Source organism: Cellulomonas sp. Leaf334, from assembly GCF_001424195.1.
GTDB lineage: Bacteria > Actinomycetota > Actinomycetes > Actinomycetales > Cellulomonadaceae > Cellulomonas.
This window is the reverse complement of record NZ_LMOO01000007.1, coordinates 22,763-40,536: the sequence shown is the minus strand read 5'-3', so window position 1 is coordinate 40,536 and position 17,774 is coordinate 22,763. Positions and strand designations below refer to the sequence as shown.

The 17,774-nt window shown below is 73.2% G+C and carries 19 protein-coding genes; 9 read left to right on the top strand and 10 right to left on the bottom strand.

Annotation, left to right across the window (positions count from 1 at the left end):
• Positions 1-136: 136 nt before the first annotated feature.
• The 3 genes from ASF78_RS16575 to ASF78_RS16565 are packed head-to-tail and all read right to left on the bottom strand — an operon-like array spanning position 137 to position 3,247.
• Complete coding sequence (locus ASF78_RS16575; protein WP_056591949.1) at positions 137-1,000, bottom strand: ABC transporter permease; 864 nt, start codon at positions 998-1,000, stop codon at positions 137-139.
• On the bottom strand, positions 987-1,973 hold the full coding sequence (locus tag ASF78_RS16570) for an ABC transporter ATP-binding protein (protein WP_056591945.1): 987 nt from the start codon (positions 1,971-1,973) through the stop codon (positions 987-989). The genes ASF78_RS16575 and ASF78_RS16570 overlap by 14 nt, the downstream gene beginning before the upstream one ends.
• The gene (locus tag ASF78_RS16565) at positions 1,970-3,247 is read right to left on the bottom strand and encodes a hypothetical protein (protein ID WP_056591941.1); all 1,278 of its coding nucleotides are present in this window, start codon (positions 3,245-3,247) and stop codon (positions 1,970-1,972) included. The genes ASF78_RS16570 and ASF78_RS16565 overlap by 4 nt, the downstream gene beginning before the upstream one ends.
• An 83-nt stretch (positions 3,248-3,330) precedes the next feature.
• On the opposite strand from ASF78_RS16565, the gene ASF78_RS16560 reads away from it, so the two are divergent.
• Genes ASF78_RS16560 through ASF78_RS16550 form a run of 3 tightly spaced genes read left to right on the top strand, consistent with a single transcriptional unit; the run spans position 3,331 to position 5,900 of the window.
• A complete protein-coding gene (locus tag ASF78_RS16560; protein ID WP_056591937.1) occupies positions 3,331-3,984 on the top strand; it encodes a response regulator transcription factor in 654 nt (217 codons plus the stop codon).
• A gap of 2 nt (positions 3,985-3,986) precedes the next feature.
• Positions 3,987-5,285 carry an ATP-binding protein gene (locus tag ASF78_RS16555; protein WP_056591934.1) on the top strand — a complete coding sequence of 433 codons (1,299 nt, stop codon included), beginning with the start codon at positions 3,987-3,989 and terminating at the stop codon, positions 5,283-5,285.
• A 54-nt stretch (positions 5,286-5,339) separates the two neighbouring features.
• Positions 5,340-5,900 (top strand): DUF1992 domain-containing protein, encoded by a 561-nt coding sequence (locus tag ASF78_RS16550; protein ID WP_056592769.1) that lies wholly within the window; start codon positions 5,340-5,342, stop codon positions 5,898-5,900.
• A gap of 4 nt (positions 5,901-5,904) precedes the next feature.
• Here ASF78_RS16550 and ASF78_RS16545 read toward each other — a convergent pair whose 3' ends face one another.
• The 4 genes from ASF78_RS16545 to ASF78_RS16530 form a co-directional block, all read right to left on the bottom strand.
• The gene (locus tag ASF78_RS16545; RefSeq protein WP_056591932.1) at positions 5,905-6,135 is read right to left on the bottom strand and encodes a hypothetical protein; all 231 of its coding nucleotides are present in this window, start codon (positions 6,133-6,135) and stop codon (positions 5,905-5,907) included.
• A gap of 65 nt (positions 6,136-6,200) precedes the next feature.
• Positions 6,201-7,688, bottom strand: a complete 1,488-nt coding sequence (locus ASF78_RS16540) for an MDR family MFS transporter (protein WP_082495145.1) — start codon at positions 7,686-7,688, stop codon at positions 6,201-6,203.
• Between the two features lie 124 nt (positions 7,689-7,812).
• Positions 7,813-8,148, bottom strand: a complete 336-nt coding sequence (locus ASF78_RS16535) for a YciI family protein (protein ID WP_056591929.1) — start codon at positions 8,146-8,148, stop codon at positions 7,813-7,815.
• 82 nt (positions 8,149-8,230) lie between these two features.
• Positions 8,231-9,166, bottom strand: coding sequence for a DNA-3-methyladenine glycosylase (locus tag ASF78_RS16530; protein WP_056592761.1), 936 nt, complete (start codon positions 9,164-9,166; stop codon positions 8,231-8,233).
• A gap of 39 nt (positions 9,167-9,205) precedes the next feature.
• On the opposite strand from ASF78_RS16530, the gene ASF78_RS16525 reads away from it, so the two are divergent.
• Entirely contained in the window at positions 9,206-10,081 is an 876-nt protein-coding gene (locus tag ASF78_RS16525; protein WP_056591926.1) for a DUF72 domain-containing protein, read from the top strand.
• Between the two features lie 59 nt (positions 10,082-10,140).
• On the opposite strand, the gene ASF78_RS16520 is transcribed toward ASF78_RS16525, so the two are convergent.
• The gene (locus ASF78_RS16520) at positions 10,141-10,509 is read right to left on the bottom strand and encodes an RNA-binding S4 domain-containing protein (RefSeq protein WP_056591923.1); all 369 of its coding nucleotides are present in this window, start codon (positions 10,507-10,509) and stop codon (positions 10,141-10,143) included.
• 172 nt (positions 10,510-10,681) lie between these two features.
• Here ASF78_RS16520 and ASF78_RS16515 point away from each other — a divergent pair, with 172 nt between their 5' ends.
• Positions 10,682-11,800, top strand: a complete 1,119-nt coding sequence (locus tag ASF78_RS16515) for a GDSL-type esterase/lipase family protein (protein ID WP_056591920.1) — start codon at positions 10,682-10,684, stop codon at positions 11,798-11,800.
• A gap of 48 nt (positions 11,801-11,848) precedes the next feature.
• Here ASF78_RS16515 and pgi read toward each other — a convergent pair whose 3' ends face one another.
• Positions 11,849-13,519, bottom strand: coding sequence for a glucose-6-phosphate isomerase (pgi, locus tag ASF78_RS16510; protein WP_056591917.1), 1,671 nt, complete (start codon positions 13,517-13,519; stop codon positions 11,849-11,851).
• Positions 13,520-13,582: 63 nt separating this feature from the next.
• On the opposite strand from pgi, the gene ASF78_RS16505 reads away from it, so the two are divergent.
• From ASF78_RS16505 to ASF78_RS16490, 4 genes are all read left to right on the top strand, one after another.
• The gene (locus ASF78_RS16505) at positions 13,583-13,903 is read left to right on the top strand and encodes a hypothetical protein (protein ID WP_056591914.1); all 321 of its coding nucleotides are present in this window, start codon (positions 13,583-13,585) and stop codon (positions 13,901-13,903) included.
• Positions 13,900-14,772, top strand: coding sequence for a PfkB family carbohydrate kinase (locus tag ASF78_RS16500; RefSeq protein WP_056591912.1), 873 nt, complete (start codon positions 13,900-13,902; stop codon positions 14,770-14,772). Before ASF78_RS16505 ends, ASF78_RS16500 begins: the two co-directional genes overlap by 4 nt.
• A 66-nt stretch (positions 14,773-14,838) precedes the next feature.
• The gene (locus tag ASF78_RS16495) at positions 14,839-15,975 is read left to right on the top strand and encodes a sensor histidine kinase (RefSeq protein ID WP_082495144.1); all 1,137 of its coding nucleotides are present in this window, start codon (positions 14,839-14,841) and stop codon (positions 15,973-15,975) included.
• Positions 15,972-16,625 carry a response regulator gene (locus ASF78_RS16490; RefSeq protein WP_056591909.1) on the top strand — a complete coding sequence of 218 codons (654 nt, stop codon included), beginning with the start codon at positions 15,972-15,974 and terminating at the stop codon, positions 16,623-16,625. The genes ASF78_RS16495 and ASF78_RS16490 overlap by 4 nt, the downstream gene beginning before the upstream one ends.
• Here the strand turns inward: ASF78_RS16490 and ASF78_RS16485 are convergent.
• Positions 16,622-17,620 (bottom strand): LLM class flavin-dependent oxidoreductase, encoded by a 999-nt coding sequence (locus ASF78_RS16485; RefSeq protein ID WP_235518660.1) that lies wholly within the window; start codon positions 17,618-17,620, stop codon positions 16,622-16,624. The genes ASF78_RS16490 and ASF78_RS16485 overlap by 4 nt on opposite strands.
• Positions 17,621-17,774: the final 154 nt, after the last annotated feature.

The following is a 17,774-nucleotide window of genomic DNA, read 5'->3' as shown; positions in this document are numbered from 1 at the left end:
GCCGCGACCCTTCTGCCCTGAGCGGACGCACGACGTCGCCGACGAACCAGCCCTGAGTGACGTGTCGAGGCGTCGTGACAGCACTCAGGGCTCGTTCGCCGGTCGGGTCAGGGGCGGTGCCGCGGACAGGTGGAGGTCAGCTCGACACGTCGGCCGTCGTGAAGCGGCTCCACGCCAGGGCGCCGAAGATCGCCACCCATGCCGCCTGCAGTGCGAGTCCCTGTCCGAGCACGCCCCAGTCGGGTTCGAGGCGGAGGAACTCCGCGAAGTCGAGCCAGTGGTGGGTCAGCAGGGCGGGCGCGATCGTGGCCAGCTGCGGGAGCTGGTCGAGGACGCCGCAGACGATCGCGGTGACGACGGTGGCGGCCATCGCGCCGACGGGCACCTCGGTGAGCGTCGAGAAGAACAGCCCGACCGCGACGAGCCCGGTCATGGACAGCCCGACGTAGACGACGACCGCGGCGATGCGCAGGATGCCGTCGCCGAGAGGCACGGTGGTCCCCGACAGCAGCGTGATGCCGCGCAGGCCGAAGAACGCCGCCCCGGCCACGATCCCCACGATCGCGATCGCCGCCACGGCCGCGGCCGCGAACGTCAGGGCGCCGACGGCCTTGACCGCGAGCAGCCGACCCCGCGCGACGGGCACGGTCAGCAGGTACCGCAGGGTCCCGGCGGATGCCTCGCCGGCGATGGCGTCACCGGATGCGATGCCGATGGTCAGCGGCAGCAGGAACGGCAGGCACAGGAACAGGGACGCGACGACGAGGAACAGCCCGTTGCCGGTGACCCGCCCGACGAACCCCGGTCCCTGGCCGTCGAGCGCGGTGTCCTGGGAGAGGAACAGCACGGTCCCCAGCAGCAGGGGGACCAGTGCGAGCCCGAGCAGGAGGACGAGGTTGCGGCGCCGACCGAGGACGAGGCGCAGCTCGGAGCGGACGAGACGGAGCAGGGACCCTCGCAGCGGCCTGGCCACCGGCGTCGCGGTCTCAACGAGCGACATCGAAGCCCTCCCCGGTCAGCTCGACGAAGATCTGCTCCAGGTTGGGCCGCCGCACCTCGAGCCCCAGCAGGTCGACGCCCGCGTGCACGAGCGCTGCCGACACCTTCTCGGGCGGCACGGCGCCGAGGAGCGCGGACACGCCTGCTCCGGTGGTCTGGAGGTCGGTGAGACCCAGACCGGTGAGCACCTCCGCCGCGGCGCCGACGTGCTCGGGGGACGTCTGCACGGACAGCCGGGGCAGGCCGCGGGCGACGAGCTCGGCGCGGTCGCCCTGGAGCAGCAGGTGGCCGCCGCTCATGATCCCGACGTGGCTGCACACCTGCTCGATCTCGGCCAGCAGGTGCGACGAGACGAGCACCGTGGTGCCGTTCTCGGCGAGCTCCCGGACCAGGTTGCGGACCTCCCGGGTGCCCTGCGGGTCGAGGCCGTTGGTCGGCTCGTCGAGCACCAGCAGCTCGCGTGGCCGCAGCAGCGCCGCGGCCAGCCCGAGCCGCTGCTTCATGCCGAGCGAGTACTGCCGGTACGGCTTGCCGGCCGCGGCGCCCAGCCCGACGCGGTCGAGCGCCTCGTCGGCGCGCCGCCGGGCGGTGCGCGGGTCGGCCGTCGCGTCGCTGGCGTCGAGCCGCGCGAGGTTGGCCGAGCCCGTCAGGTACGGGTGGAAGGCCGGACCCTCGACGAGCGCGCCGACGCGCGGCAGCACGTCCGCGCCCGCACCCGGCATCTCCCCGCCGAGCAGGAACGCGCGCCCGCTCGTCGGCCGCACCAGACCGAGCAGCATGCGGATGGTCGTCGTCTTGCCCGAGCCGTTGGGCCCGATGAACCCGTACACGGCTCCGCGCGGGACGTGCAGGTCGATGCCGGCGACCGCGACCTGCCCCGAGCGGAACCGCTTGGTGAGGCCGTCGGTCGCGATGGCGAGGGACGCGACCGGAGCCGCACCCGAGGGTGCGGCTCCCGTCGTCGGATCCGTCACCGGGCCGCCAGGGCCTGGAGCGTGGCACCCGGCACCGCGCCGACCAGCACGCGGCCGTCGTCGGTGACCAGCACCGAGAGCAGCGCGGAGGACAGCAACCGTCCCTCGGGGACCTCGGTGGTCAGCGTGTCGTAGAGCGCGGTGGTGTCGAGGTCACCCATCGGTGAGCCCGAGCCCTCCTCCGGGACGAACTCCGAGTAGAGGTCCGCAGCACCCTGCGAGCCGAACGTCTTGTCGACACCGGGCAGGCTCGCCGCGGCCGACGGGTCACCGGCGACCAGGGCCGCCACGTCGAGCCCCGAGGCCTCCACGACGGCGTCCCAGCCGGTCCCGGTGACGGTGACGCCCTCCGGCAGATCCTTGGCGGAGCCGTCCGAGGCTGTCGCCGCAGCATCCTCCGGAACGTCCGGCAACGGCACGACGACCTCGCGGGTCGACGCCCCGGCGGGTGCCGAGAACGCGAGGACCGAGTCGGCCGGCGTCGCGAACGACACGTCGGTGAAGCCGATCTCCAGGGCGGGCGTCTTCGTGTCCGACGCGGCCCAGACCTGCACGCGCAGCGGGGTCGAGGTCTCGGCGTCCACGGCGACCACGATCCTCCCGACAAGGGTCGTGTCGCTCGTCGGCGTGACCACCAGCTGGTAGGCGGGCCGGCCGGCGACCTCCGTCTGCGCGTCGAGGGTCACCGTCGAGGAGAGCCGAGCCATCCCGACCGCCTGGCGACCGGCCTCCTCCGGCGTCGGCAGGTCACCCTGCACGGGCAGGTCGCCCGCCTCCGCCTGCGCGGTCAGCTCGTCGTACCGGGCGGCGTCGGCCGCGTCCAGGCTGTAGTGCACGACCGCGTCGTCGGTGCTCGAGTACGTCCACGCCTCCGGACCGTCCTGCACGACGGAGAACTCCGACGTGGCACCCAGGAGGGCGACGCGGGACCGGTCGCCACCGTCGGACCAGACCCGCATCGTCGACGACCCACCGAGGAGGGCGACCGGGTTGGCGCCCCCGACGTCACCGAAGGGGAGCTCCGGCAGCCCGAGGCGCGCGGTGTAGACGACCGTGCCGGACAGCGGCGACGGTTCGGCGCTCGCCACCTGCGCGGCGAGCTCCTCGGGGCTGATGGTCGGCAGGCCGGCGTCGTCGGCCGACGCGAACAGCGGGGGAGCGGCGAATGCCAGACCCACGGCCACGGCGGCGACGACGGGGACGGCCCAGCGGGTGCGGGGGGATGACAGGGCGCGGCGGGTGGGAGAAGCGGCAGGGCGACGGGACTCGGTCATGGCTCCACTGTGCGTCATGCCTGCTGAGGGCATCCTGAGAGCATCGGGACGTCGGCGCGGGCACCGGATGGGATGCTCAGGACATGCGGGTCCTGGTGGTCGACGACGAGCGCGGGCTCGTGCGCGCCCTGCACCGCGGGCTGACCGCCGAGGGCTTCGCGGTCGACGTCGCGTTCGACGGCGTGCGTGGGCTCGAGCTCGCCGCGCAGGGCACCTACGACGTCATCGTGCTCGACGTCATGCTGCCGCGCCGCAACGGGTACGACGTGGTCACCGAGCTGCGCGCCCAGGACGTGTGGACACCGGTCCTCATGCTCAGCGCCAAGGACGGCGAGTACGACGTCGCCGACGGGCTCGACGTCGGGGCGGACGACTACCTGACCAAGCCGTTCGCGTTCGTCGTGCTGGTCTCCCGGTTGCGCGCCCTCCTGCGCCGGCAGGGCCAGGTGCGGCCTCCGGTGCTGACCGCGGGGGACCTCGTCCTCGACCCCGCGACCCGACGCGTGACCCGGTCCGGCGAGACCATCGCGCTGACCACCCGCGAGCTCGCCCTGCTCGAGTACCTGATGCACCACGCCGACCGTGTCGTCGGCAAGGTCGAGCTGCGCGACCACGTCTGGGACGGCACCGGCGAGGACGTCAACGTGGTCGAGGTGTACGTCGGCTACCTGCGTCGCAAGCTCGGCCGGGAGTCCGTCGAGACCGTCCGCGGCGCCGGGTACCGCGTGGCGAGCTAGCCATGAGCGGCATGTCGCTGCGACTGCGTCTCTCGCTGCTGGCGTCGGGTGCGCTGTGCGTCGCGCTCGTCGTCGGCGCGATCGCGCTGACCACCGTCCTGCGCAGCACCCGCATCGACGCCCTCGACCAGGTGGTCCGCGACCGTGCCGCGACGGTGTCCGCGCTGGCGTCCGACGACCGTCTGCCCGAGACGCTGCCGGTCGCCGAACCCGGGGAGATCGTGCAGCTCATCGACGGCGACGGTGCCGTGCTCGCCACCTCCCCGAACGCGAGCAGGACGCTGCCGGTGCTGCCGCAGGACGTGCTGGCTGCTTTGAGCGGCGTCTCGACGACGGACCGCAGTGCGTACGACGACACCGCCCGCGTCGCCGTGCAGAGCACCACGTTCCAGGGCGTGCCGGCGACGGTCGTCGCGACCGTGCCGCTGACCGAGGTGCAGGGAGTGCTCGACGCGCTCCGGGTCGCGCTCGCGGTCGTCGTGCCGCTGCTCACGGTCGCGCTGGGGCTCGGCGTCTGGCTGATCCTCGGTCGGGCGCTGCGACCCGTCGAGGAGCTGCGTCGGGGTGCGGCGCTCGTCGCGTCGTCGGGCGGTCCGGGGTCGTTGCCGGTGCCGGCGCGTGAGGACGAGCTCGGTGCTCTGGCGCGCACGCTGAACTCGATGCTCGACCGGCTGGAGGCCGGTGCCGCACGGCAGCGCGCGTTCGTCGCCGACGCCGCCCACGAGCTGCGTTCCCCGCTCGCCGCGCTGCGGACCAGCGTCGAGGTCGCGCGGGCGCACCCGCAGTCCTACCGCACGGACGAGCTCGCGGCGGAGCTCGAGGGCGAGGTGCTGCGGATGCAGGCGCTCGTGGACGACCTGCTGCTGCTCGCGCGGGTGGGGTCGACGCCGATGGCGCACGAGGAGCTCGACCTCGGGGCGGTCGCGCGTGACGTGGTGCGGCCGACGGAGCCCGTGACCGTCACCGGCTCCGGGCGGGCCACCGGGGACGCGGCCGCGGTCGGCCGGGTGCTGCGCAACCTCGTCGACAACGCCGTCCGGCACGCGGGCTCCCGGGTCGCGGTCACCGTCGGCGACGGGTCGGTGCGGGTCGACGACGACGGGGCCGGTCTCGACCCGGCGGACCGAGACCGGGTGTTCGAGCGGTTCGTGCGGCTCGACGAGGCACGTCAGCGGGACGAGGGTGGGAGCGGGCTGGGCCTCGCGATCGCCCGCGAGATCGCCCGCGAGCAGGGCGGCGACGTCGTGCTCGGGACCGCGGACCTCGGAGGCCTGCGGGCCGAGCTGCGGCTGCCACGCTGACGTGGGCCGAGCCGTCGTCGTAGTTTGGTGGCGAGAGCCCCGGAGGTGACGACGATGCCCGAGCACGACCCGGTGCGCGACGCGGCCCGGTACCGCGTGGAGCGCGACTCAGCGGGTGAGCACGCCGAGAACGAGCCGGCCGCGATGCCGCGTGGCCGGATGGAGAACCGGCACCAGTGGGTCGACGTCGTGATCGACCAGGCGATCGCCCGCGGCGAGTTCGACGACCTGCCTCTGGCGGGCAAGCCGATCCCCGGTATCACGCGGCACGACCCGGACTGGTGGCTCAAGGCGCTCATCGAGCGGGAGCAGATCTCGGGGGTCCTGCCCGAGGCGATCCAGCTGCGCAAGGACGACGCCGTCCTGGCGGAGCGGCTGGACGCGCTGCACACGCAGGACGACGTGCAGGCCGCGGTCGAGGAGTTCAACGCGCGGATCGTGTCCGCCCGCCGGCAGCTCCTGGGCGGGCCGCCGGTGGTCACACCGCTGCGGGACGTCGAGGGCGAGGTGCGCGAGTGGCACGCCCGGCGTCGAGCAGCCGAGCCGCCACCGGCCCCGGAGCCGGTCCGCCGGCGCCGTCGTGGCAGCTACCGGTGGCGCCGATCGGCGAGCTGACCCGTCAGGCGCGGTCCTCGAGCGCCGGGAGGATCGTCGTCGGGATCGCGAAGGACAGCGAGATGGCGATGATGCCGCCGGAGAAGGCCCACGGGCCCCAGTCGCCGACGTTGAACGCCACCGTGAACAGGGCGAGGCCCAGCAGGAACAGGATGGCGGGGAAGACGACGCTGAGCATGCGACCGGGCGTGCCCGACCCGTCGTCCTCGCGACGCTCGATCACCGGGTAGCTCATGGGTCGTCCTCCAGGAGTGCTGTGCTGGGGTCCCCGGTGTGGTTCCACCGAGGACCCCAGCGTAGTCAGTGCGCCAGGGCCGGCGCCGCCTCGTCGACCGGTGCGCCGTGCGCGGACGGAGCGGCCCTGACGAAGAACGCGGCGGGGATCGCGGCGAGCGAGATCACCGCTCCCACCAGGAACGCCGCGTGGATTCCGCCCGCGGTCGCGTCGACCACCCCGGAGCCTGCGGCCGCCAGCGTGGCGCTCTGCGCGGTGAGCACGGTGACGAACAGCGCCGTCCCGGCCGCACCCGCCACCTGCTGGACCGTGCCGACCATCGCGCTGCCGTGCGAGTACAGGTGCATCGGCAACGAGCCCAGCGCCGAGGTGAACAGCGGCGTGAACATCAGGGCCAGCCCCGCGCTGAGCGTCACGTGGCACGCGAGCATGAGCCACGGCGAGCTCGTCGCACCCAGGAGCGTGAAGCCCCACGCGCTGGCGCTCACGATGATGGCGCCGGGGACCAGCAGCGGACGCGGACCGAACCGGTCGTAGGCCCGCCCGACGCTCGGGGCCAGCAGACCCATGAGCAGCCCGCCGGGCAGCAGGAGCAGACCGGTCTGCAGCGCCTCGAGGCCCAGCACCGTCTGCGCGTACAGGGGCACCAGGATCAGGGTCCCGAACAAAGACATCATGCTGATCGCCATCACGCCCACCGAGATCGTGAACGTGGACGACGAGAACGTGCGCAGGTCCAGCAGGGCGTCGTCGATCTTCTGCAGCTGCAGCTGGCGCAGCACGAAGACCACGAGCGCGACCGCACCGGCACCGAGCGACACCCAGGTGGACGTCGTGATGCCCGTCGTCGCCACGGCCCCGAGGCCGCTGAGCCCGTAGACGATCCCGCCGAACGCGACCGCCGACAGGATGACCGAGCCGATGTCGACGCGGGCGCGCCGGGTCTCGGTCAGGTTCGGCAGCCGGACCGCGCCGAGCGCCAGGGCGCTGATCGCGATGGGCAGGACCAGCGCGAAGAGCCAGCGCCAGTCGAGCACGCTGAGCACGAGCCCCGAGATGGTCGGGCCGAGCGCCGGGGCGACCGAGATGACGATGGAGATGTTGCCCATCGTGCGGCCGCGGCTCTCCGGCGGGGTCACCGTCATGACGGTCGTCATGAGCAGCGGGAGCATGATCGCCGTACCGCACGCCTGCACGACGCGGCCGACGATGAGCGCGTCGAACCCGGGCGCCAGCGCACAGATCGCGGTACCGAGGCTGAACAGGGTCATCGCCGCCAGGAACACGGCGCGCGTGGTGAACCGCTGGATCACGAAGCCGGTCACGGGGATGACGATCGCCATCGTCAGCATGAACGCGGTGGTCACCCACTGGGCGGTGCTCGCCGGGATGTCCAGGTCGCTCATCAGGCGGGGGAGCGCGACGCCCATGATCGTCTCGTTGAGGATGACGACGAACGTCGAGATCAGCAGCAGCCGGACGGCGAGACGGTCGCGGACGCCGGTCCCGCTCTCCGCGGGTGGATGGTTCGTGGTCAGGGTCTCGTCGGTCACGGAGCTACCTCGGGTGTGGGAGGGAAGTGTGTGGCGCTGCCGGTGGAGATCGGCGCGGCGGTGTGCACAGTCTGTGCGGTGCGGCCCGGACGGGTCGACGTTTTTCGCTGTCAGGAGACGGGTGTCACAGCTCCAGCGGCCAGAACGGCCGGACCTCGACGCGGCCGAAGCGGGCCATCGGGTGCGCCGCCGCCCGTTCCAGCGCCTCGTCGAGGTTCGCGCACTCCAGCACGTCGAACCCGGCGATGGACTCCTGCGTCTCCGCGAACGGTCCGTCGGTGACCAGCAGCTGCCCCGAGCGCACGCGGACCGTGCGAGCGTCCTGAGCGGGCCGCAGCCTGTCGCCGATGACGCTGAGGTGGCGACGGTCGTTCTCACCCACCCACTCGGCGATGGTGTCGTCCTCGGGGCGGTACGTCTCGGCGGTCGGGTCGTCGCAGATCAGCAGCAGGAAACGCATGGGTCCTCCAGGTGGTGGTCGTGCCTTCATCAGATGGACGATCCTGCGGGGGGCGGATCGACACGATCCGACGAGCAGTTTTCTAGTGCAGCGGTCGTGCGCGCGGCATGCGGGGCCCGAACCGGGGTGCGCGGGTGGTCTGGGTGAGCTCGATGAGCCGGATGACGCGCTGGCGGTGTCCCGCCCACGGCTCCAGGAGGCGCAGCATCCCCGCGTCGTCGGTGCGGCTGCCGGTCAGTGCCCAGCCGACGAGGTGCGCCAGGTGGTAGTCGCCGACGGAGACCGCGTCGGCGTCGCCCAGCGCGCGCGACGCGATCTCTGCGACGGTCCACGGCCCGATGCCCCGCACGGTGAGCAGGCGTCGTCGCGCCTCCTCGATCGGCAGGTCCGCGCCCTCCTGGAGCCGGGGCGCCACGACGGCGGCACGCAGCACAGCGCCCGCCCGAGCCTCCTCGACGCCCGCCCGGCGCCAGTCCCACACCGGGACCTCCCGCCAGGCCGCGGCGCTGGGGGGGACCCGCATCGTGCGCGGAGCCGGACCGGGGGCCGGGGTGCCGTGCTGCAGCACGAGCCGTCGCCACGCGGCCTTCGCGTCCAGACCGACCACCTTCTGCTCCAGGACCGCCGGGACGAGCGCCTCGAACACGTTGCCCGACCGGGGGATCCGCAACGAGGTCCGGCCCCGGTACGCCTCCCGGACCACCGGGTGCAGCGACGCGTCGAACCCGCTCGGGTCGTCGCGCGCGCCCAGCAGGTCGGGCACGTCGGCCAGCGCACGCTCCGCGCCCGGACCCCACGCGGTGGCATGGATCCCGTCGGCCCGGACGACGAGGTGGCGGGTGGCGGGACCGTCCGCGGTCAGCGTCGCCTGCCAGATCGCCCCGTCGGGCGCGAACCACCAGGCCGGGTCGCCGCCCCCGCGCCGCAGCGGACCGAGCGTCAGCCGGACGTCGACCCGGTCGCGCGGACGGTAGACGGACGTGCGACCCGCCTGCTCGTCGGTCGGCACGGTGGTCACGCCCACCACTATGCGCCGGACCGCCGACACACTGGGCCCATGACCATCCGCACGGGGATCTCCGGCTGGCGCTACGCACCGTGGCGCTCGGTGTTCTACCCCGCGGGGCTGCCGCAGCGCCGGGAGCTCGAGTTCGCGTCGCGGCAGCTCACGTCGATCGAGATCAACGGCTCGTTCTACGCGCTGCAGAAGCCCGAGAACTACCTGTCGTGGGTGGCTGAGACGCCCGACGACTTCGTGTTCTCGGTCAAGGGTCCGCGCTTCGTCACGCACCTGAAGAAGCTCGCCGACGTCCGGGTGCCGGTCGCCAACTTCTTCGCCAGCGGCGTGCTCGCGCTCGGCCCGAAGCTGGGTCCCGTCCTGTGGCAGCTCCCGCCGAACCTCGGGTTCCACCCCGACAGGCTCGCCACCTTCTTCGACCTCCTGCCGCGCACCACGGCCGAGGCTGCCCGGCTGGCAGCCGAGCACGACGAGCGCCTCGACGACCGGGCGTGGACCACCACGGACGCCGACCGCCCCATGCGCCACGTGCTGGAGGTCCGGCACGCGAGCTTCGAGGACCCCGCCTTCGTCGAGCTCCTGCGTGCGCACGGCATCGGGCTCGTCGTCGCCGACGCCGCCGGACGGTGGCCCGTGATCGAGGACGTGACGGCCGACCTGGTCTACGTGCGCCTGCACGGCGAGACCGAGCTGTACGCCAGCGGCTACGACGACGACGCGCTGGACCGGTGGGCGACGAAGGTCCGCGCCTGGGCGTCCGGTGGCGAACCCGTGGGCGCCCGCACCCTGGCCGGTGCCGCGGAGCCGGCACCCGAGCGCGACGTGTTCGTCTACTTCGACAACGACCTCAAGGTGCGCGCACCGTACGACTCGATCGCGCTCGCGGCCCGGCTGGGGCTCACACCGTCCCCGTGACCTCCCCACCGGCGACGTCCGCGGATCCGGTCGTCATGACGCGCGAACCGACGTCCGGGTCAGCGGCCCTTGAGGCGCTGGATCAGACGGCGGTCGCGCTTCGTCGGGCGGCCCGCGCCGCGGTCACGCTCGCCCGGGACCACGTGCTCCTTGGGCAGCGGCGCGGGGGAGCGGTCCAGGTAGCAGGCCACCGCGACGGGCGCGCCGACACGCTTCACGACCGTGCGCTGCACGACGACGATCCGCTCGCGCTCGCCACCGCGGACGTGCACCTCGTCGCCGGGGACCACCATCGTCGCGGGCTTGGCGCGGTCGCCGTTGACGCGCACGTGGCCGGCGCGGCACGCGGCCGCGGCGGCGGACCGGGTGGGGAACAGCCGCACCGCCCACGTCCACGCGTCCACGCGCGCCCGCGTCACCTCGCCCATCGTCCGAGCCTCTCACGCGTGCGATCGCGGTCCCGATCTGTCGAACCGCTTCCGCGGCGAAACGATTCGCGCCGCTGACCGTCGGCCGGACGGCCAGCACGCTGCACCGTGGCGGGCGTGTGCCCGCCCCGCCGGGGCATCGTGGCCGTCGGCGGATGCGGACGGAGGATCCATGACGACCAAGCTCGTGCGCCGACTGGCCGGCGCGCTCGCGGCCCTGGCGCTGCTCGTGACCGGAGCCGTGGGGCTGGCCGGCCCGACAGCCGCCGCCGACCCGGTGCGGATCATGACGCTCGGCGACTCGATCACGGGGAACCCCGGCTGCTGGCGGGCGTTGCTGTGGCAGAAGCTCCAGCAGACCGGCTACACGAACATCGACATGGTCGGTACCCTCCCCGCGCAGGGCTGCGGCGTGACCTACGACGGTGACAACGAGGGCCACGGCGGCTACCTGGTCACCAACGTCGCGGCGCAGAACCAGCTGGTCGGCTGGCTCTCGGCGACGGACCCGGACATCGTCGTCATGCACTTCGCCACCAACGACGTGTGGAGCAACAAGTCACCGCAGGAGATCCTCGGCGCCTGGACGACGCTCGTGCAGCAGATGCGGGCGAGCAACCCGGCCATGAAGATCCTCGTCGCGCAGATCATCCCGGTGGCGCCGTCGAGCTGCTCCGACTGCCCGCAGCGGACGGTCAACCTGAACGCGGCGATCCCGGCGTGGGCCGCCGGGCTGAGCACCTCGGCGTCCCCGATCACGGTCGTCGACCAGTGGACCGGCTGGAACCCCGCGACCGACACCTCCGACGGCGTGCACCCGAACGAGACCGGCATCGTCAAGCTCGCCGACCGGTGGTACCCGGCGCTCGCGGCGGCCCTGAGCGGGACGACCCCGACGCCGACGGCCACCACGACGCCGACGCCGACACCCACGCCGACACCCACCGCGACGCCCACGCCCACCGTCTCGCCGTCGCCGAGCCCGACGTTCACGATGCCGCCGGCGGGCGGCTGCACGGCCACCCTCACCGTCGCCAGCCAGTGGCCGGGCGGGTTCGTCGCGAACGTCCGCGTGGCCACCCGGTACGTGGCGATCACGAGCTGGCGGGTCACGGTGAACCTGCCGAACGGCACCGTGGCCAACGCGTGGAGCTCGGTGCCGACGACCTCGGGGACCTCGACGACGTTCGCGGCCGCGCCGTGGAACGGGTCGATCCCGGCGAGCGGCTACACCGAGTTCGGCTTCCAGGGCACAGGGAGCCCGAGCGCGTCGACGATCAGCTGCTGGTAGGACGACAACCCGACGACCTCGCGCGACGAGGTCGTCGGGTTGGTCGCATCAGGCGCGCAGTTCCAGGTAGCGGCTGATCAGGGCGCGGGTCGACGGGTCCTGGGCCGCGAGCGCCGCGGCGTCGCCCTGGACCGCCGGGGCGATCTCGAGCGCGAGCTTCTTGCCCAGCTCCACGCCCCACTGGTCGAACGAGTCGATGCCCCACACGACGCCCTGCACGAAGGTGATGTGCTCGTACAGCGCGATGAGCTGCCCGAGCACGCTCGGCGTCAGGGACGCGGCGAGGATCGACGTGGTCGGGCGGTTCCCGGAGAACACGCGGGCCGGGACGATGTCCTCGGCGGTCCCCTCGGCGCGCACCTCGTCGGCGGTCTTGCCGAACGCGAGCGCCTTGGTCTGCGCGAAGAAGTTGGCCAGGAACAGGCCGTGCACGTCGACGCCGTCGTCGGCCAGCGGGTGCGCCGGGTTGGCGACCGCGATGAAGTCGGCGGGGATGAGGCGCGTGCCCTGGTGGATGAGCTGGTAGAACGCGTGCTGGCCGTTCGTCCCGGGCTCGCCCCAGAACACCTCGCCGGTCTGCGTGGTCACCGGAGTGCCGTCCCAGCGGACCGACTTGCCGTTGGACTCCATGGTCAGCTGCTGCAGGTACGCCGCGAACCGGTGCAGGTACTGCGCGTACGGGAGCACGGCGTGGGTGTGCGCGCCGAGGAAGTTGACGTACCAGACGTTCAGCAGACCCATGAGGACGGGCACGTTCTGCGCGAACGGCGTCGTCGCGACGTGCTGGTCGACGGCGTGGAACCCGGCGAGGAACTCGCCGAACGCGTCGGGGCCGACGGCGATGGCCAGCGACGTCCCGATCGTCGAGTCGACGGAGTAGCGCCCGCCGACCCAGTCCCAGAACCCGAACGCGTTGGTCGGGTCGATGCCGAACGCCGCGACCTTGTCCAGGGCGGTGGAGACGGCGACGAAGTGCTTGGCGACGGCGGCGTTGCGCGACTCGTCGTCGTCGGCGGTGCCCAGCTGCTCCCAGAGCCACGTCCGGGCCAGGCGCGCGTTGGTCAGCGTCTCCAGGGTGCCGAACGTCTTCGACGCGACGATGAACAGCGTCGTCGCCGGGTCGAGGCCCTTGACCGTCTCCGCGAGGTCGCTGGGGTCGATGTTGGAGACGAACCGCACCTCGAGGCCGTCCTGCACGTACGGCTTGAGCGCCTCGTAGGCCATGACCGGACCGAGGTCGGAGCCGCCGATGCCGATGTTGACGACCGTCGCGACGCGCGCGCCCGTGACACCGGTCCACGCGCCCGAGCGCACCTTCTCAGCGAACGCATACATCTTCGCCAGCTCGGCCTGCACGTCGGTGTCGATGTCCTGCCCGTCGACGACGAGCGGCGGCTGCGCGCCCGCCGGCCGACGCAGGGCGGTGTGCAGGACCGCACGGTCCTCGGTGACGTTGATGTGGTCGCCGCGCAGCTGCGCCTGCACGCGGTCCGCCAGACCGACCTCGTCGGCGAGCCGGACCAGCAGCCCGAGCGTCTCGTCGGTGACCAGGTTCTTCGACAGGTCGACCGTGAGGTCCGCGAGCGGGAGGGTCAGGCGCGTCGCGCGCTCGGGGTCGTCGGCGAACCAGCCGCGCAGGTCGGGCGTGAGCGTCGACTCGTGGACGCTGAGCTCCTGCCAGGCGGCGGTGGACGTGGCATCGATCGGCGAGGTGGGCATGGGACAACCGTATTGCGCGGGCACGGCCCGTCGCACCGGCGTCCGCGTCCTACGGTTGTCCACATGTCACGCGTCCCCACCGCCGTCATCGCTGCGCTCACCCTGGTGGTCGGGTTCGCCGTCGCCGACCTCACCGGGGTGCGGCCGCTGGGCGGCGTCGTGCTGGTCGCGGGCGTGGTGTGGTGCGTCGTGCGGGCACGGTCCGCGGGCCGGTGGCGGGTCGCGGCGGTCGTGCTCGTCGGTGCCGTGTGCTTCGCCCTCTCGCACCCGCTCGGCGGGGTGATCGGTGCCTGGCCCGCCGTCCTCGTGGCCGCCCTCGTGCTCGGGGTCGCGACGTTCGCGCTGGTGGACCGCTCGTCCGCGCAGCCCGCCCGCGTCGGATGACGGCGCTGCTCGTCTGCTGCGGCCTGGCGACGCTCGACGTCGTGCAGGTGGTCGACCGGCTGCCCGCGGCCGACGAGAAGATCGTCGCCCGGAGCCTGGACGTCACCTTCGGCGGCCCGGCGGCGAACGCCGCCGCGACGGCAGCCGCGCTCGGGGTCCGCACAGTTCTCGTCACCGCGCTCGGGACCGGACCGGTCGCGGACCTCGTCCGCGCGGGACTCACGGCCGCGGGCGTGCAGGTCGTGGACCTGCTCGACGGACCGGGAACCCCGGCCGTCTCGACGGTGCTGGTGACGCGGGGGACCGGGGAGCGTGCGGTCGTCTCGGTCAATGCAGCGGCGATGCCGGACCTGAGCGCCCGAGCACGCGCCCTCGGCGTGCACGCGGGGGCGTCGGCGCTCCTCGTCGACGGCCACCACCTCGGGGCCGCGACGGTGCTCGCCGCCGAGGCTCGCACCCGAGGCATCCCGGTGCTCCTCGACGGCGGCAGCTGGAAACCGGGACTGGACGGACTGCTCGCTCACGTCGACCACGCCGTGCTGTCCGCGGACTTCCGGCTCGGCGACGGCACCGGCGACCTGCTCGACCGCGTTGCCGACCTGGGGCCGCGGTTCGTCGCGCAGTCGGCGGGCGGCGGGCCGGTCCGCATCCTCGTCGTCGGACCGCAGGAGCGTCGTCCGTCGGTGCTCCAGCCGCCGGCCGTCCCCGCCGCCGACATCGTCGACACCCTGGGCGCGGGGGACGTGCTGCACGGTGCGACGGCAGCCTCGCTCGCGGCGGGCCACGACGTCCTGACGGCGCTCGCGGACGGCATCGCCCGGGCGACCGAGTCGGTGCGTCATCCCGGAGCGCTGGGCTGGGTGCCCTGACGGACGACGAGCGACTCGACCGATCGGCCGAGCCGCTCGCGGACGTCCGTCCCTAGGCTGCACAACGTGATCCCCGACGCCCTCCGTCTGCTGTGGACGGCCCCCCGAGCACCCGGTGCGCCCGCACGGGTGTGGCGGGACTGGGTGCTCGTCGCCCTGCTCGCGCCCACCGCGGTGCTGGAGGCGGTGCTGCGGCCGGACGTGACGTGGCGGCCGGTCGCGCTCGTCCTGGCCCTCGTGGTGGTGGGGTCGCTCCTGTGGCGCCGGACCCACCCGTTGGGCGCGGTCCTGGCCGTGTTCGGCACCCTCATCGTGGTCAACACGGCGACCCTGGTCGGCGGGGCGGACGAGCTGGGGCTCTACACGACCACCTGCGTCATCCTGCTGCCGTACGCGCTGTGTCGTTGGGGCAGCGGACGGGAGGTCGCGCTCGGGCTGGCCGCGATCCTGGTGGCCGTTTCGCTCGGGATCGCCGCGGACTTCACCGGGGTCGCGGAGTCCGTCCTCGGCGTCGTGTTCATCCTGTCTCCCGCGGGAATCGGGGCCTGGGTGCGGCTGGCCTCGACGTCCCGGCTGCGTGAGCGCGACCAGGTCCGGCTGCGGGAGCGGGAGCAGCTGGCCCGGGAGCTGCACGACACCGTGGCGCACCACGTCTCCGCGATCGCGGTGCGCGCCCAGGCGGGTCGGGTGGTCGCCGCGACCAACCCCTCCGCCGCGCTCGACGCGCTCCTCGTGATCGAGGGGGAGGCGTCGCGTGCCCTGTCGGAGATGCGGCTGATGGTCAGCGCGCTGCGGGCCGACGAGGCTGCGGAGCTCGCGCCGCAGCGTGGGGTGGCGGACATCGAGCGACTGGCGACCGAGGGGCCGACGCCCGTGGCCGTCGAGCTGTCCGGCGACCTCGACGGCCTGCGACCGGCGGTCGGTGCGGCGCTGTACCGGCTCGCCCAGGAGTCCGTGACCAACGCGCTGCGGCACGCGCGGTACGCCTCGGGGGTGCGTGTGGGCGTGACTGCGGACGAGGCGAGCGTGCGCCTGACCGTGGTCGACGACGGCGAGCTCCAGGGCCGTGTCGGGACCGGCTACGGTCTGGTGGGCATGACCGAGCGGGCGGCCCTCCTGGGCGGCACGCTCGAGGCCGGACCAGGTCCGGAACGCGGCTGGACCGTGGTCGCGGTGCTGCCGAGGACGGGGGAGGTCGCATGACGATCCGGGTGCTCGTCGCGGACGACCAGGAGCTGGTCCGCACAGGGCTGTCGATGATCCTCGACGCGCAACCCGGGATCGAGGTCGTGGGTCAGGCCGCCGACGGTCGGCAGGCGGTGTCGAAGGCGCGGGAGCTGCGGCCCGACGTGTGCCTGTTCGACATCCGGATGCCGGAGCTGGACGGCATCGAGGCCACGCGCCGGCTCGCCGGACCCGACGTGGCCGACCCGATGGCGGTGGTCGTGATCACGACCTTCGACCTGGACGAGTACGTGCACGGTGCGCTGAAGGCGGGCGCGCGCGGGTTCCTGCTCAAGGACGCCGGCCCGGAGCTGCTGGTCCAGGCCGTGCACGCCGCCGCCGCCGGGGACGCGCTGATCGCACCGAACGTCACGGTGCGGCTGCTCGCCACGTTCGCCGCGACCGGGAAGCGCAACCGGGTGCTGCCGCCCGTCGTGCCGCTGACCGGGCGCGAGGAGGAGGTGCTGGTCACGGTGGCCCGCGGGCGGACCAACTCCGAGATCGCCGACGAGCTGCACATCAGCCTGAGCACCGTGAAGACGCACCTGGGCAGCCTCATGGACAAGCTGGGCGCCCGGAACCGCGTCGAGCTGGCGATGTGGGCCTACGAGTCGGGCCGGATGGACTAGCCGAGCGCGTCGCGCACGAGCGGCGCGACCTGCGTGCCCAGCAGCTCGATCGAGCGCAGCGACTCCGCCTGCGGCACCCCGGACAGGTCCATCTGGAACGCCTGCCGGTCGTGCCCGAGCACGCCGTGCAGCGCGACGATCCGCTCGGCGACCTGCTCGGGCTCCCCGACGAAGTACGCGCCGCCGCGCGCCGCCTGCGACTCGTAGGAGATCCGGTTGGGCATCGGGAACCCGCGTTCCGACGAGATCCGGCGCATGGTCTCCAGCCAGTACGGGTAGAAGAAGTCGCGGGCAGCCTTGCCGTCGTCGGCGAGGAAGCCCATCCCGGCGACGGAGACGAACGGGGCGGCGTGGGGGTGCTCGGACTGCGCGTGCGCCCGTCGGTACAGGTCGACGAGCGGCGCGAACTGGGCCGGCTGGCCGCCGATGATCGCGTAGCTGATGGGGAGGCCGAGCAGCCCGGCGCGCACGGACGACTGCGGGTTGCCACCCGTCGCGACGGCGATGCGCAGCTGCTCGCCGTGCGGCCGGGGGAGCACCAGGGCGTCGTCGAGGGCCGGCCGGAACCGACCTTGCCAGGTGATCCGCTCGGCCGCGTCGAGCCGCAGGAGCAACTGGATCTTCTCGTCGTAGAGCTCGTCGTAGTCCTGCAGCGACGCCCCGAACAACGGGTAGGACTCGATGAACGAGCCGCGTCCGGCGAGCAGCTCGACGCGGCCCTCGGAGAGCAGGTCCATCGTCGTGAACTGCTGGTACACGCGGACGGGGTCCTCGGTGGACAGCACGGTCACGGCGCTGCCGACCGTGATGCGGGAGGTCTGGGCGAGGGCGGCGGCGATGACGGTCGACGGCGACGAGATCGCGTAGTCGGGGCGGTGGTGCTCGCCGATCCCGGCGTAGTCGAGGCCGACCTCCTCGGCGAGCCGGATGCGTTCGAGGACCTCGCGGAGGCGCTGACCGGGGGAGGCGTCGCCGACGTCGCCGAACGTGTACATGCCGAGTTCCATGTCCGTGCGAACGCATCGACCGCGTGCGGTGTTCCCCGTGTTCCTGCAGGTGAGGGGCTCGGTCGTTGAATCGTTTCCGGCCAGGTCGTCCCATGAGTCGGTCCGGTGAACGTCCGATCACGATGTGGTCACGGTCACAGAT

Coding starts and splice junctions, on each gene's coding strand:
- ASF78_RS16575 (WP_056591949.1), bottom strand. CDS start 1,000: ATGTCGCTCGTTGAGACCGCGACGCCGGTGGCCAGGCCGCTGCGAGGG.
- ASF78_RS16565 (WP_056591941.1), bottom strand. CDS start 3,247: ATGACCGAGTCCCGTCGCCCTGCCGCTTCTCCCACCCGCCGCGCCCTG.
- ASF78_RS16560 (WP_056591937.1), top strand. CDS start 3,331: ATGCGGGTCCTGGTGGTCGACGACGAGCGCGGGCTCGTGCGCGCCCTG.
- ASF78_RS16555 (WP_056591934.1), top strand. CDS start 3,987: ATGAGCGGCATGTCGCTGCGACTGCGTCTCTCGCTGCTGGCGTCGGGT.
- ASF78_RS16550 (WP_056592769.1), top strand. CDS start 5,340: ATGCCCGAGCACGACCCGGTGCGCGACGCGGCCCGGTACCGCGTGGAG.
- ASF78_RS16545 (WP_056591932.1), bottom strand. CDS start 6,135: ATGAGCTACCCGGTGATCGAGCGTCGCGAGGACGACGGGTCGGGCACG.
- ASF78_RS16535 (WP_056591929.1), bottom strand. CDS start 8,148: ATGCGTTTCCTGCTGCTGATCTGCGACGACCCGACCGCCGAGACGTAC.
- ASF78_RS16525 (WP_056591926.1), top strand. CDS start 9,206: ATGACCATCCGCACGGGGATCTCCGGCTGGCGCTACGCACCGTGGCGC.
- ASF78_RS16520 (WP_056591923.1), bottom strand. CDS start 10,509: ATGGGCGAGGTGACGCGGGCGCGCGTGGACGCGTGGACGTGGGCGGTG.
- ASF78_RS16515 (WP_056591920.1), top strand. CDS start 10,682: ATGACGACCAAGCTCGTGCGCCGACTGGCCGGCGCGCTCGCGGCCCTG.
- pgi (WP_056591917.1), bottom strand. CDS start 13,519: ATGCCCACCTCGCCGATCGATGCCACGTCCACCGCCGCCTGGCAGGAG.
- ASF78_RS16505 (WP_056591914.1), top strand. CDS start 13,583: ATGTCACGCGTCCCCACCGCCGTCATCGCTGCGCTCACCCTGGTGGTC.
- ASF78_RS16500 (WP_056591912.1), top strand. CDS start 13,900: ATGACGGCGCTGCTCGTCTGCTGCGGCCTGGCGACGCTCGACGTCGTG.
- ASF78_RS16490 (WP_056591909.1), top strand. CDS start 15,972: ATGACGATCCGGGTGCTCGTCGCGGACGACCAGGAGCTGGTCCGCACA.
- ASF78_RS16485 (WP_235518660.1), bottom strand. CDS start 17,620: ATGTACACGTTCGGCGACGTCGGCGACGCCTCCCCCGGTCAGCGCCTC.